Here is a 13492-nt window from a genome sequence, read left to right on the forward strand (position 1 = left end):
CCCAGTTTGGGGAGTCGCCGTGATTCCGTGGCTGGAGACGGACTCGCCTTTTCCGGATGTGTCGCGGGCGCTGACGGAAGAAGACGGCGCGCCCGGCCTGCTCGCCGCGGGTGGCGACCTGTCGCCGGCGCGGCTGCTTGAAGCCTATCGCCACGGGATTTTTCCGTGGTTTTCGGAAGGCCAGCCCATCCTGTGGTGGAGCACTGATCCGCGCATGGTGCTGCGGACTGAACACTTCAGCATCTCACACAGTCTGAAAAAAACGCTGAAGAAAGTAGAACGCAGTATGGCGAGCGACCACCGTTGGGAAGTCCGTTTCGATTCCGCGTTCGAGCAGGTGATGCGGGCTTGCGCGGCGCCGCGCAGGGATGGCGCAGGTACCTGGATTTCGGAAGACATCGTGCATGGCTATACCGGCCTGCACCGCCAGGGGTATGCCCATTCGTCCGAAGTCTGGCTCGATGGGCGCCTGGTCGGCGGCGCTTATGGTGTATGCATTGGACGCATGTTCTACGGCGAGTCGATGTTCGCGCGGGCCACGGATGCATCAAAGATCGCCCTCGCGTACCTCGTGCACTTTTTGCGGCAAAACGGTGTCGAACTGATCGACTGCCAGCAGGAGACGGCGCATCTCGCGTCGCTGGGCGCCGCCCCGGTGACGCGCGCGGAGTTCCTCCGGCACCTGCGCCATGCAACCGCGCTTCCGCCCATCGAAACATGGCAGCCGGCAGGGCCGTTCTGATAGCGCTGGGACGGGCTTTCGCTTACAGTGTAAATTACGATTATCGCAGTCAGGCTTCACGCACATGACGCACCTTAAAGACCTGCCTTTTGCAACACTGCAGTTTTACGCAACGGCGCCGTACCCGTGCAGCTATCTCGAGGGACGGCAGGCGCGCTCGCAGGTCGCCACGCCGTCCAACCTGATCAACGCCGACGTCTATTCCGAGCTGGTCAAGAACGGCTTCCGCCGCAGCGGCATCTTCACCTACCGCCCCTACTGCGACGGTTGCAACGCCTGCATCCCGGTGCGCGTCCGCGCAGCCGAATTCACGCCCAATCGCAGCCAGCGCCGCGCATGGAAGCGGCACGGAGAGATGACAACCTGGGTCACGACGCTCTCCTTCGTCCCAGAACACTACGAGCTCTACCTGCGCTACCAGGCGGCTCGCCACGCCGGCGGCGGCATGGACCAGGACAGCCGCGACCAGTACGCGCAGTTCCTGCTGCAGAGCAAGGTGAACACCCGCCTGGTCGAATTCCGCGAACCGGACGGTACGCTGCGTATGGTCAGCATCATCGACGTGCTGAATGACGGCCTGTCGTCGGTATACACCTTCTACGACCCTGACATGGAAGGCGCGTCCTACGGCACCTACAACGTGCTGTGGCAGATCGAGCAGGCACGGCGCCTGAACATGCCCTACGTCTATCTCGGCTACTGGATCCGCGACAGCCGCAAGATGGCATACAAGGTAAACTTCCAGCCGCTCGAAGCCCTCCAGCGCGGCCGCTGGCAAGCGTGGCAGGCGGACCACTGATTTCCGGCTTTACCCGCCGGCAATAGTAAAATACGGCCTTTTCACCGCGCCCCGCGCGCACGCCGCCTTCCCATGTCCGACAAACTGCTCTACGCCCTCACCCGTCCCCTGCTGTTCTCGCTCGACCCGGAAACTGCGCATAACCTCACCCTGCCGGCACTGAAGAACGCGGCCGCGATGGGCCTGACCGCGCTCGCCGGCAAACCGGCGGCCGATCCGCGCACTGTCATGGGCATCACTTTTCCCAATCCGGTCGGCCTCGCCGCCGGCCTCGACAAGGACGGCGCCTACATCGACGGACTGGCGGCACTGGGTTTCGGCTTCATCGAGATCGGTACCGTGACGCCGCGCGCGCAACCCGGCAATCCGAAACCGCGCATTTTCCGCCTGCCGCAGGCGAATGCCGTTATTAACCGCATGGGCTTCAACAATGGCGGCGTCGATGCCTTCGTTGCCAATGTGCAGGCTTCGAAATTTTTCCGGAACAAGGAAGGCGTGCTCGGCCTGAACATCGGCAAGAATGCGGACACGCCGATCGAGCGTGCTGCCGACGATTACCTGCAATGCCTGGAGAAGGTGTACCCCTACGCCAGTTACGTGACGGTCAACATTTCCTCGCCGAACACCAAGAACCTGCGCCAGCTCCAGGGCGGTTCGGAACTGGACGCGCTGCTTTCGCAGCTGAAAGATGCACAGCAGCGCCTCGCCGACAAGCACAAGCGCTATGTGCCGATCGCATTGAAGATTGCGCCGGATGTCGATGGCGAACAGGTGAAATCCATCGCCTCCGCCCTGCTCCAGCACAAGATGGACGCCGTCATCGCGACCAACACCACGATCACCCGCGATGCGGTCAAGGGAATGCCCCATGCGGAAGAAACTGGCGGCCTGTCGGGCGCGCCGGTATTCGAGATGTCCAACACCGTGATCCGCGCCTTGAAGGCCGAACTAGGCGATGCGCTGCCGATCATCGGCGTGGGCGGCATCCTCTCCGGTGAGAACGCACAAGCAAAAATGGCTGCTGGCGCGTCGCTGGTCCAGCTCTACACCGGCCTCATCTACCGCGGCCCGGCCCTGGTCAAAGAGTGCGCTGCCGCCCTTCGCAAGTCGCGCTAAACCCCCAAGTAAAAAGCCCGGACCCGCTTTCACGGATCCGGGCTTCTGCCCTGAACAAGCAATCGCTTATTCGACTTCCAGCGTCTCTTCCGGCGCAGCCGGCGGTGGTGCATCGCCCTCGGCGAAGTCGAGCTTGATCTGCTCGTTTTCGTCGAGATCCACCGTCACCTTGCCACCGGAGACGAGGCGGCCGAACAGCAGTTCGTCTGCCAGCGCTTTGCGGATCATGTCCTGGATCAGGCGAGACATCGGGCGCGCCCCCATTAGCGGGTCGAAACCCTTCTTGCCGAGGTACTTGCGCAGGTTCTCCGTGAAGATGGCTTCCACCTTCTTCTCGTGGAGCTGCTCTTCCAGCTGCATGAGGAACTTGTCCACCACGCGCAGGATGATTTCCTCGTCGAGCGCCTTGAAGCTGATGATGCCATCGAGACGGTTGCGGAACTCCGGCGTGAACATGCGCTTGATGTCCGCCATCTCGTCGCCCGCTTCCTTCTTCTCGGTGAAACCGATCGAACGCTTCTGCAGGCTCTCGGCGCCCGCGTTCGTGGTCATGATGATGATCACGTTGCGGAAATCCGCCTTGCGGCCGTTGTTGTCGGTCAGCGTGCCGTGGTCCATCACCTGCAGCAGGATATTGAAGATATCCGGATGCGCCTTCTCGATTTCATCGAGCAGCAGCACCGCATGCGGCTTCTTGGTGATCGCCTCGGTCAGCAGGCCGCCCTGGTCGAAACCGACGTAGCCCGGAGGCGCGCCGATCAGACGGGAGACTGCATGACGCTCCATATACTCGGACATGTCGAAGCGGATCAGCTCGATACCGAGGATGAACGCCAGCTGCTTCGCGACTTCGGTCTTGCCGACCCCCGTCGGGCCGGAGAACAGGAAGGAGCCGATCGGCTTGTCCGTCTTGCCCAAGCCGGCGCGCGCCATCTTGATCGCGGAACCCAGCGCTTCGATCGCCGGATCCTGCCCGAACACCACGTTCTTCAGGTCGCGGTCGATCGTCTGCAGCTTGGTGCGGTCGTCCTGGTTGACGGTCTGCGGCGGAATGCGCGCGATCTTCGAGATGATGTCCTCGATCTCCGACTTGCCAATGGTCTTCTTCTGCTTCGACTTCGGCAGGATGCGCTGTGCCGCGCCCGCTTCGTCGATCACGTCGATCGCCTTGTCAGGCAGGTGACGGTCATTGATGAAGCGTGCAGCCAGTTCCGCCGCGGAGGTCAGCGCGGAAGCGGAATACTTCACGCCGTGATGCTCCTCGAAGCGCGATTTCAGGCCACGCAGGATCTGCACCGTCTGCTCGACGGTCGGCTCGGTCACATCAATCTTCTGGAAGCGGCGGGACAGCGCATGATCCTTCTCGAACACGCCGCGGAATTCCGTGTACGTGGTCGCGCCGATGCATTTCAGCTGGCCGCTGGACAATGCCGGCTTCAGCAGGTTGGACGCATCCAGCGTGCCACCCGATGCGGAGCCCGCGCCGATGATCGTATGAATCTCGTCGATGAACAAGATGCCGTGCGGGTTGTCGCGCAACTGCTTCAGCACCGCCTTCAGGCGCTGTTCGAAATCGCCGCGATACTTGGTCCCGGCCAGCAGTGCGCCCATGTCGAGCGAGTACACGACCGCGTTCTGCAACACTTCGGGCACGTCGCCTTGGGTCACGCGCCAGGCGAGGCCTTCCGCGATTGCCGTCTTGCCAACACCGGCTTCGCCGACGAGCAGCGGATTGTTCTTGCGACGGCGGCACAGCGTCTGGATGACGCGCTCCACCTCGGACTCGCGGCCAATCAACGGATCGATCTTGCCTTCGGCAGCCAGCTTGTTCAGGTTCTGGGTGAACTGGTCGAGCGGGCTTTCCTTCTGCTGGCCTTCTGCCTGGGCTTCCTCGCTGCCTTCCGGCGCCTTCTGCGGATCGGCCTGCTGGTCCTTGCGCACACCGTGCGAAATGAAATTCACCACATCAAGGCGCGTCACGCCTTGCTGGTGCAAGTAATACACGGCATGGGAATCTTTTTCACCGAAGATCGCCACCAGCACATTGGCGCCGGTCACTTCCTTCTTGCCGTTGGACGCAGACTGGACGTGCATGATCGCGCGCTGGATCACGCGCTGGAAGCCGAGCGTCGGCTGCGTGTCCACTTCGCTCGTGCCCGGCACGGTCGGCGTGTTGTCGTTAATGAAATTGGTCAGCGTCTTGCGCAAATCTTCTATATTGACTGCGCATGCACGCAGCACTTCGGCGGCCGACGGATTGTCGAGCAGCGCCAGCAGCAAGTGCTCCACGGTGATGAACTCATGGCGGGCCTGGCGAGCCTCGACAAACGCCATGTGCAAACTAACTTCCAGTTCCTGCGCAATCATGCTTCCTCCATCACGCATTGCAGGGGATGCCCTGCCTTTCGAGCGTGGGTTAAGACTAATTCTACTTTAGTGGACGCTATGTCTTTTGGATAGACTCCACACATTCCTTTGCCGTCGCGGTGCACCTTGAGCATGATCTGCGTCGCGGTTTCCCGATCCTTGTTGAAGTACTCCTGAATGATCGCTACGACAAACTCCATCGGCGTGTAGTCATCGTTTAAGAGCAGGACCTGGTACATCGGTGGCGGCTTGAGCTTCTGCTCCTGCCTAGCAAGTACCGTACCGTTATCGTGCTGAGTTGCCATTCGTCTATTCTAAAGCGTTCAACCTGTCGCCATGAGCGAAAGAAAAGGATATTCCATCTGTATATTGATATTACGCCGTTTCTGCTCAAAGCGCAGATGATGCTTAAAAGGGCGAATTCAAGGCGTATTCATGTGCAAATTCCTTGTAATATGTCAAAAACCGTCTTGACACTGCCTTGACTTTTGTAATTTTTGAAGGAACAATGGTATCGATTGACAACACCGGCGTTATGGGATTGTCAATACAGAAGTGAGCAAGTTATAAAGAGGGGGCAGCGTGTCGCGAGGCTTCTTGCTTTTACGGCTCGTGTGATTAGTCATTAAATTGAAAGACGCTTTTATGGCAACAGGTACCGTCAAGTGGTTCAACGATTCCAAAGGCTTCGGATTCATCACTCCGGATGACGGCGGTGAAGATTTGTTCGCCCACTTTTCCGCAATCCAGATGAACGGCTTCAAGACCCTCAAAGAAGGTCAGAAAGTCCAGTTCGAAGTCACGCAAGGCCCGAAAGGCAAGCAGGCTTCCAACATCCAGGGCGCCTAATCACCCCGAGATTGGCAAGAGCTCCACAAAAACCCCGCAAAGCGGGGTTTTTTTTTGCCCGCCCTCTTCCGCGGGACATGCAGGTATGTTTGATTGCTCCTTGCGGATTCCGTTCAAGCATGCGCCCGCCTCTCCGCTGAAATAGCTGTAAAGTAACGCCCCATGAAACTCCGGCAAAAGATCATTGTCCTGGCCATCGCGCCGCTCATTGTGGCGCTGATCGCCCTTGCTCTCGCCGTCCGCTACCAGGCGACCATCCTGGCGCAGCAGCAGCGAGCGTCGGTTGAAGCCGCCTACCTCGCCAGCAAGGAAGCCGAACTCAAGCACTATGTGTCGCTCGCGGAACGCTCCATCGCCGATCTCGTGGATTCCGGTCGCAACGACGAAGCCACCAAGGATGCGGCCAAGGCCATCCTGGCCAAGCTCGACTATGGCGACGACGGTTATTTCTTTCTCTATGACCTTGAGGGCCGCAATCTCATGCATCCGCGCCAGCCTGAGCTTGTCGGCCGCAATCTCTGGGAATTGCGCGACACGAAAGGCAGCCCGACCATTCAGCGGCTGATCGCGCAAGCCAAGACAGGCGGCGGATATGTCCGCTATCTCTGGGAAAAGCCATCCACCGGCAAGGTGGCGCCCAAGCTTGGCTATGTCGTCAAGGTCGACCGCTGGGGATGGATGCTCGGCACCGGCATCTACCTCGACGACGTCGACGCCGCGCTGGCAAAGATAGACACGCAAATCTCCGGAAATATCCGCAATACGATGCTGTGGATTGCAGGAATCGCCATTGCCAGCGTCCTCGTGATCGCCCTGTCCGGCCTAGCGTTGAATATCAGCGAATACCGCGTCGCCGACGCCAAGCTCCGCGTGCTTGCCCAGCGCGTCGTGCGCTCGCAGGAAGAAGAGCGCGCGCGGCTCTCTCGCGACCTGCACGACGGCATCAGTCAGTGGCTGGTGTCGATCAAGCTGCAGGTCGAATCGGGCATCGCCAAGCTGGCCGCGCAGGCCGGCAAACCCGAAGTGGCGCGCGCCTCCTTCGACCGCGCCGCAAATCAGCTCAACGACGTGCTTGGCGAAGTCCGGCGCATCTCCCACGACCTGCGCCCCGCCCTCCTGGACGACCTCGGCCTCGCTCCCGCGCTCGACCACTTGACTCGCGAATTCAGTGACAGCACCGGCATTGCAACGGATTTTGAAGTGGAAGGTACGATCGAAGGCTTGAACGATGTGGCTAACACTGTCCTGTTCCGCATCGCCCAGGAAGCACTGACCAACATCAAGCGCCACGCCAACGCATCGAATACCCGCGTGCGCCTGGAGGGCGACAAGGTTTCGGTGAAGCTGGTGGTCGCGGACAACGGTGTCGGCTTCGACGTCGCCGGCATCGCCCAACATCCCAAGCGCGGTATCGGCCTGCGCAACATGCACGAACGCGTCAATGCCATTGGCGGCAAGCTCGAACTGGCTTCGTCCGCTGAAGGCACGCAAGTTACAGCAACCCTATCCCGGTCCTGAACGCCATGCTTACCCAGCCTTTTGTCCACATCCTCCTTGTCGACGACCATCCATTGGTGCGCGACGGATTGCGCGCCCGCCTCGAAACCATCCCGCATTTCGCGGTTGTCGCCGAAGCCGGCAATGCCACCGAAGCGCTGGAGCAGGCCGGCAAACAGAACATCGACCTCGCGCTCATGGACATCAACCTCGCCGGCGGACTGAACGGCATAGAACTGACGGGACGTTTCAACACGCTCTTTCCGGAGATCGCGGTGCTCATGCTGAGCATGCACGACAAGGCCGAGTACGTGATGCAGGCGATCCAGGCCGGCGCACGCGGCTATGTGCTGAAGGATGCGCCGGCAACCGATATCATCACGGCGATCGACACGGTCATGTCGGGCGGCATCTATTACAGCGCAGGGCTGGCGAAACAGCTTTCCCGGCCCATGCCGCCGGCCATGCTGCTGACGCCTCGCGAACGCGAAGTCCTGCAATTCATCGCGACAGGCAAATCGAACAAGCACATCGCGCGCGAAATGAGCCTGAGTGTGCGCACGGTTGAAACGCACCGTCTCAACATCAAGCGCAAGCTCGGCATCGAAGGACAGGCTGACCTGATCCGCTTCGCGCTCGAACAGACGCAGATCAAATAAAAAAGGCCGGACAATGTCCGGCCTTCTTTCTTGCTTCGCTCGAATTACATGTTCGAGATCATTACGTCACCAAAGCCGGAACACGACACCTGGGTGGCGCCGTCCATCAGGCGTGCGAAGTCGTAGGTCACCTTCTTCGAGGTGATCGACTTCTCCATGGAGGTAATGATGAGGTCTGCCGCCTCAACCCAGCCCATGTGACGCAGCATCATTTCAGCGGACAGGATCAGCGAACCCGGGTTCACGTAGTCCTTGCCTGCATACTTCGGTGCGGTGCCATGGGTGGCTTCGAACATCGCGACGGAGTCGGACAGGTTGGCACCCGGAGCGATACCGATGCCGCCCACTTGCGCTGCCAGTGCATCGGAGATGTAGTCGCCGTTCAGGTTCAGCGTGGCGATCACACTGTACTCGGCCGGACGCAGCAGGATCTGCTGCAGGAACGCGTCGGCGATCGAATCCTTGATCGTGATTTCCTTGCCGGTCTTCGGATTCTTGAATTTGCACCACGGTCCGCCATCGACCAGCTCGGCGCCGAATTCCTTCTGTGCCAGCGCATAACCCCAGTCACGGAAACCGCCTTCCGTGTACTTCATGATGTTGCCCTTGTGGACCAGGGTAACGGACGGTTTGTCGTTGTCGATCGCGTACTGGATTGCCTTGCGCACGAGGCGCTCGGTGCCTTCGCGGGAAACCGGCTTGACGCCGATGCCGGAGGTGCCCGGGAAACGGATCTTCTTGACGCCCATTTCCTTGATCAGGAAATCGATGAGCTTCTTGGCGCCGTCCGAACCTTCAGCCCATTCGATACCGGCATAGATGTCTTCGGAGTTTTCGCGGAAGATGACCATGTCGGTCTTTTCCGGCTCACGCACCGGCGAGGGCACGCCCTTGAAGTAGCGCACGGGACGCAGGCAGACATACAGGTCGAGTTCCTGGCGCAGCGCGACGTTCAGCGAACGGATGCCGCCACCAACCGGGGTGGTCAGCGGACCTTTGATCGAAACAACATAATCCTTCAGCGCACCGAGGGTTTCTTCCGGCAGCCACACGTCAGGACCGTACACCTTGGTCGACTTTTCGCCTGCAAAAATTTCCATCCAGCTGATCTTGCGCTTGCCGCCGTAAGCCTTGGCAACTGCAGCGTCAACAACCTTGATCATCACCGGGGAAATATCCACGCCCGTGCCGTCACCTTCCAGGTAAGGAATGATCGGATTGTCGGGAACGTTCAGGGAGAAATCGGCATTGACTGTGATTTTTTTGCCGTCGGCAGGCACTTTGATATGTTGATACATCGTAGGCTCCGGGGTTGGGGAGGAAAAGGGAAGACCGATCCTGACTTTAAATTTTTGTTTTAAAGCGAAGCACAGGTCTTATATAAGACATAAGACTACGTTTCGTATTATGCACGACAATTTTACGAGCTGCCATAGTTTTTACTTACGTCAACATTCATGCAAAAACGTCAACCCGACTCCGGATAACCGGAAGCAGGTTTTGGAATACGAAGGGAGGGTCCGGCAATGACGCCTACCAGATTAGCTCCAAAGTACGGCACATTCAAAGCGTAAAATACGGCCTCCTTGACCACGATTACTTTTTGCGAGATTGCATGGCGCTCTTTCTGTTCAACAAACCGTTCCAGGTCATGTGCCAGTTCTCGCCCCACCCGACCCGTCCCACGCTGGCGGATTACGTCGACATTCCCGGCATTTATCCTGCGGGCCGCCTCGATGCGGACAGCGAGGGCCTGGTCCTGCTTACGGATGACGGGAAGTTGCAGCACCGGATCAGCCACCCGGACAGCAAGCAGCCGAAGACGTATATCGTGCAGGTTGAAGGAACCCCGGACGCGCAGGTACTTGACCGGCTTACCGGCCCGCTGGACCTGGGGGATTTCGTGACGCAGCCGTGCAAGGTCAGTGCGATCGCATCGCCCGACTGGCTGTGGGAGCGCGACCCGCCGATCCGGCATCGGGAGAATATCCCCACGAGCTGGCTGGCGGTGACGCTGTCTGAAGGAAAAAACAGGCAAGTGCGGCGCATGACGGCAGCGGTCGGATTGCCGACCTTGCGCCTGGTCCGCATCGCGATCGGGCCCTTTGCACTCGCGACGCATCCGCTGTGGCCGGGTGAACTGCGCGAAGTGCAGGCGTCCGAACTCGGCTAGAACAGCTTCAGGTCGAACGCCCGCTCGACAAACCACGCAGCTGCAAGCAGCGCAATCAGCAGAGATCCGCCGATCAGCACCAGCCGCCTGTAGAAAACAGTGCGGCGCAAGGCGTACGCAATCGGCAGGAAAACCGCAACGATCGCCAGCTGTCCGAGCTCGACGCCGACATTGAATCCCACCAGCGCAAGTACCAGCGCATCTCGCGGCAGGCCGAGGTCGGCCAGCACACTCGCGAAGCCAAAGCCATGCACGAGGCCGAACGTGAACGCCATCGCCCAGCGGCGCTCCTGGAAAATCGGGATTACATTGTTCAGTGCGGCAATGACGACCGACGCGGCGATGATTGACTCGACGAGACGCGACGGCAGGCTGACGACACCGAGGGTCGCCAGCGACAGCGTGATCGAATGCGCGACGGTAAATGATGTGACGATCCTGAAGACATTCCAGAATGCAGGGCGGAAGGCTGCGACCGGCTCCCAGCTGCGATGCGCCCGCATGACAACCGCTGGCAGAAGCAGGGCCAACAGGAACAGGATATGGTCGAAACCGATCCAGATATGCCATACGCCTTCACGCAGGTAATCGATGAACTGCGCCCACTTGCTCGGCACTTCGAGGCTGAATTCCTGGCTGGGCTTGTCCGGGCTGAAGATGGCGGTGCGCGAACTTCCCTGATATTCAAGTCGCAGCAGTCCCTTGTGTTGCGGGTCGATGTCGAAGAACAGTACGTAGCGTACCTGCAGCGCCCGGAACGCGCCGCTGCAGTCCGCACGGAACTGCAGGACTGCATAGGCGCCATCGGTGTGATCGTCGATCATGTGCCCCGTAATTGTCGAGGGACACGGCTTACCCTCCGCCGACAACGTTAGCCGCGACATGGCGTAAGCGGCGATCTCCACATGCTTTGCCTTGACTTCGCCCCAGGTGATTTCTGCATCGCCGCTCGCGTCGAGGCCGACGGCAAAATCGAGGTCGCGCAAGGCAATGTCCCACTGTCCGTTGACAACCTGGCCGTCAACGGACAGGGTCAGGTAGCTGTCGCTCGGCTTGTGCGCATGGGCTGGCAACATGCCCAGCAGCAGCGCAAGCGAAAGGAGCAAGCGCGCGATCATTTGCGCATTCCCTTCAGCTGGCGGCCCAGACCAATCAGGTAGGCATCTTCGATCCTGCTTTCATCGAGCCATTGCAGCACCGGCTGCGCCGCTGCGGCATCCTTTGCCGCGATTGCCGCTTCGAGAAAGATGCGTGCATCCCGCGGCTCGCGCTGGACCTTCCAGTTCTCCTGCGCAAGCGCAAGCGCCTTCTTTACATCGCCGTTCACTTCAAGTTCGAAGCGCGCCTCTTCCTGCTGGTGAACGGTTTCGCCGCGCAGTTGCGACGCGGCGTAGCGTGCGGCGAGCGCAGCTTCCCTTTCCTTTGCCGTCGGCAGGGACAGCGCCCGTTCAGCAAACACCAGGCGCAGGAGCAGGACGTCAGACCGGCTCTTGTCCTTGAGGAGGGATACGACGTCCGCATACCGCTTCTTGTCGAGCAGGAAATCAGCGTAGGCGGCGAGCAGGAAAGTATCGCTGAGCCCCTGGGCCAGCCCTTTCTTGAAATGGGATTCCGCCTGTTCATCCAATCCCTGTCGTTGCGCCAATTCAGCCAGTCGGACCTGGAGCCACAGCATGTCCTGTGGCGCAAGATCGGCGGTCTTTCCGACAGCAGCGCTCAGGGCTGCATAGGCTGGGACAGCCTTTCCGGTCAGGCCATCGACCATCGCTTCGCATCCGGCACCAACCAGGGGGCTGCCCGCCTGCCGCAGGGTTTCGCAGTCGACGCGCGCCTGTGAATAGCGCGCCTGGACGATATGGATGATCGCGCGCAGCGCGAGTGCTCGAGGATGGTGCGGTTCGCGCTCAAGTACCCCGTTCAGGTCGTCAATCGCTCCGGAAAAATCATGCCGGAATTGGCGAATGCCGGCACGCAGGACTTGCACGTCGATCGGCGGACGAGGCAAATCCCACCATGGCGCGAGCGCTGCCTGCGCATAGCCGAGATAGCGCGGGTCCCCTTCTTCCCCCACCAGGCCGTAGTACCGACCGGCCAATGTAACGGCAACGTCCAGGTTATTAGGGTCACGTCGCAAGGCTGCGCGGAGCTGGGAAAGCTCACGTGCCAACGGGTCATTCGGCTTGAAGGGCAGCCGCTCCAGCACCTGGGAGTCCGATTTCGGAAGATATGGAACTGCATCGGCAAAGGTCGTCCATGACGACAGGGCGAACAGCGCTGCAAGGAGACGGTGATTCATGTTGATCCGAAGGTGACAACGCAGGCCGGATGGCCGAGCGAAAGTCTGGATCATAGCAACTCGCTTGGCGCTGCTGCAATTTTTACAAGCAGGCCAGGAAAGACCGTATATGTTGCACGGCAATAAATATTTTCACGATAAACATGTCAACCATTACAGAAACACTTCGTTAATGAAGTTGATTCGGAAGAATCATGGTTTCCATCAACATCGAACATGAAGGATAAAAAATGAAGAAACTGATCGCTGCTCTCGTTGCTGGTTTGTTCGCCTCCGCTTCCTTCGCCGCCAGCCACGCTGCTGCCCCGGCAGCCGCTCCTGCTGCTGCTCCCGCCGCATCCGCCGATGCCCCGGCACCCAAGATGAAGAAGGCCAAGAAGGCCAAGAAAGCCAAGAAAGCTGCGGCCGCCAAGTAAAACGGCTTCATGCAGTGCAAGAAAGGCAGGCGCGTCCTGCCTTTTTTGTTTTATGCTTTCCGCTTCATTCCATCTTTTGAATTGCCGATGACTGTTCGCCCGCTGATTTCTTCACTCGCCTTGCTGCTGACCATTGCAAGCCCGTTTGCCTCTGCCCAGCAACCCAGCCGGTTCCCCGTTGTTTCGCTCACTGCCGGCATGCATGTAATCCGCGCCGAGGTGGCATCCACCGATGCTGAACGGCAACAAGGATTGATGTTCAGGGAAAAGATGGGGCCGAACGAAGGCATGGTGTTCATGTTTCATGCGCCTGCATCGGTATGCATGTGGATGAAGAACACGCTGATTCCGCTTTCCGTGGCCTTCATCGACCAGGATGGCAAAATTGTCAATATCGAAGATATGCAGCCGCAAACGACGGATTCGCATTGCGCGAAGAAGCAAGTCCACTACGCGCTGGAAATGAACCTGGGGTGGTTCCGGCAGAAGAACATCAAGCCGGGCATGAGCATCGAAGGTTTGCCGCGGTGAAGGCAGATCACAAAACTCAAGAACAACAAAAACCCGCGATGCCGAAG

The 13492-nt window shown here is 59.5% G+C and carries 14 protein-coding genes; 9 read left to right on the forward strand and 5 right to left on the reverse strand.

Annotated elements, in window-relative coordinates; all coding sequences use genetic code 11:
- Window positions 1-19: 19 nt before the first annotated feature.
- From aat to AYR66_RS25085, 3 genes are all read left to right on the forward strand, one after another.
- Complete coding sequence (aat, locus tag AYR66_RS25075) at window positions 20-742, forward strand: leucyl/phenylalanyl-tRNA--protein transferase (protein WP_088710306.1); 723 nt, start codon at window positions 20-22, stop codon at window positions 740-742.
- Between the two features lie 64 nt (window positions 743-806).
- Window positions 807-1541: an arginyltransferase gene (locus AYR66_RS25080; RefSeq protein ID WP_088710307.1), complete on the forward strand. Its 735-nt coding sequence runs from the start codon at window positions 807-809 to the stop codon at window positions 1539-1541.
- 72 nt (window positions 1542-1613) lie between these two features.
- Window positions 1614-2657, forward strand: a complete 1044-nt coding sequence (locus tag AYR66_RS25085; protein ID WP_088710308.1) for a quinone-dependent dihydroorotate dehydrogenase — start codon at window positions 1614-1616, stop codon at window positions 2655-2657.
- Between the two features lie 66 nt (window positions 2658-2723).
- Here the strand turns inward: AYR66_RS25085 and clpA are convergent, their stop codons facing one another.
- Window positions 2724-5024, reverse strand: a complete 2301-nt coding sequence (gene clpA / locus AYR66_RS25090) for an ATP-dependent Clp protease ATP-binding subunit ClpA (RefSeq protein WP_088710309.1) — start codon at window positions 5022-5024, stop codon at window positions 2724-2726.
- Entirely contained in the window at window positions 5021-5329 is a 309-nt protein-coding gene (gene clpS / locus AYR66_RS25095; protein ID WP_088710310.1) for an ATP-dependent Clp protease adapter ClpS, read from the reverse strand. Before clpS ends, clpA begins: the two co-directional genes overlap by 4 nt.
- Before the next feature lie 340 nt (window positions 5330-5669).
- Between clpS and cspE the strand changes: the two genes are divergently transcribed.
- The 3 genes from cspE to AYR66_RS25110 all read left to right on the forward strand — a co-directional run bounded on the left by cspE (window position 5670) and on the right by AYR66_RS25110 (window position 8029).
- Complete coding sequence (gene cspE / locus AYR66_RS25100) at window positions 5670-5873, forward strand: transcription antiterminator/RNA stability regulator CspE (RefSeq protein WP_088710311.1); 204 nt, start codon at window positions 5670-5672, stop codon at window positions 5871-5873.
- Window positions 5874-6035: 162 nt separating this feature from the next.
- On the forward strand, window positions 6036-7391 hold the full coding sequence (locus tag AYR66_RS25105) for a cache domain-containing protein (RefSeq protein WP_088710312.1): 1356 nt from the start codon (window positions 6036-6038) through the stop codon (window positions 7389-7391).
- A 5-nt stretch (window positions 7392-7396) separates the two neighbouring features.
- Window positions 7397-8029 (forward strand): response regulator transcription factor, encoded by a 633-nt coding sequence (locus tag AYR66_RS25110; RefSeq protein WP_088710313.1) that lies wholly within the window; start codon window positions 7397-7399, stop codon window positions 8027-8029.
- Between the two features lie 44 nt (window positions 8030-8073).
- Here the strand turns inward: AYR66_RS25110 and icd are convergent, their stop codons facing one another.
- A complete protein-coding gene (gene icd / locus AYR66_RS25115; protein WP_088710314.1) occupies window positions 8074-9327 on the reverse strand; it encodes an NADP-dependent isocitrate dehydrogenase in 1254 nt (417 codons plus the stop codon).
- Window positions 9328-9644: 317 nt separating this feature from the next.
- Between icd and AYR66_RS25120 the strand changes: the two genes are divergently transcribed.
- Window positions 9645-10202 carry a pseudouridine synthase gene (locus AYR66_RS25120; RefSeq protein WP_088710315.1) on the forward strand — a complete coding sequence of 186 codons (558 nt, stop codon included), beginning with the start codon at window positions 9645-9647 and terminating at the stop codon, window positions 10200-10202.
- On the opposite strand, the gene AYR66_RS25125 is transcribed toward AYR66_RS25120, so the two are convergent.
- Both AYR66_RS25125 and AYR66_RS25130 read right to left on the reverse strand, forming a co-directional pair.
- Entirely contained in the window at window positions 10199-11320 is a 1122-nt protein-coding gene (locus AYR66_RS25125) for a HupE/UreJ family protein (RefSeq protein WP_088710316.1), read from the reverse strand. The genes AYR66_RS25120 and AYR66_RS25125 overlap by 4 nt on opposite strands.
- Window positions 11317-12498 (reverse strand): tetratricopeptide repeat protein, encoded by a 1182-nt coding sequence (locus AYR66_RS25130; RefSeq protein WP_088710317.1) that lies wholly within the window; start codon window positions 12496-12498, stop codon window positions 11317-11319. Before AYR66_RS25130 ends, AYR66_RS25125 begins: the two co-directional genes overlap by 4 nt.
- A 230-nt stretch (window positions 12499-12728) precedes the next feature.
- Here AYR66_RS25130 and AYR66_RS25135 point away from each other — a divergent pair, with 230 nt between their 5' ends.
- Entirely contained in the window at window positions 12729-12914 is a 186-nt protein-coding gene (locus AYR66_RS25135) for a hypothetical protein (protein ID WP_088710318.1), read from the forward strand.
- Between the two features lie 87 nt (window positions 12915-13001).
- A complete protein-coding gene (locus tag AYR66_RS25140) occupies window positions 13002-13445 on the forward strand; it encodes a DUF192 domain-containing protein (protein WP_088710338.1) in 444 nt (147 codons plus the stop codon).
- Window positions 13446-13492 lie beyond the last annotated feature (47 nt).

The organism is Noviherbaspirillum denitrificans (assembly GCF_002211445.1).
Taxonomy (GTDB): Bacteria; Pseudomonadota; Gammaproteobacteria; order Burkholderiales; family Burkholderiaceae_D; genus Noviherbaspirillum; species Noviherbaspirillum denitrificans.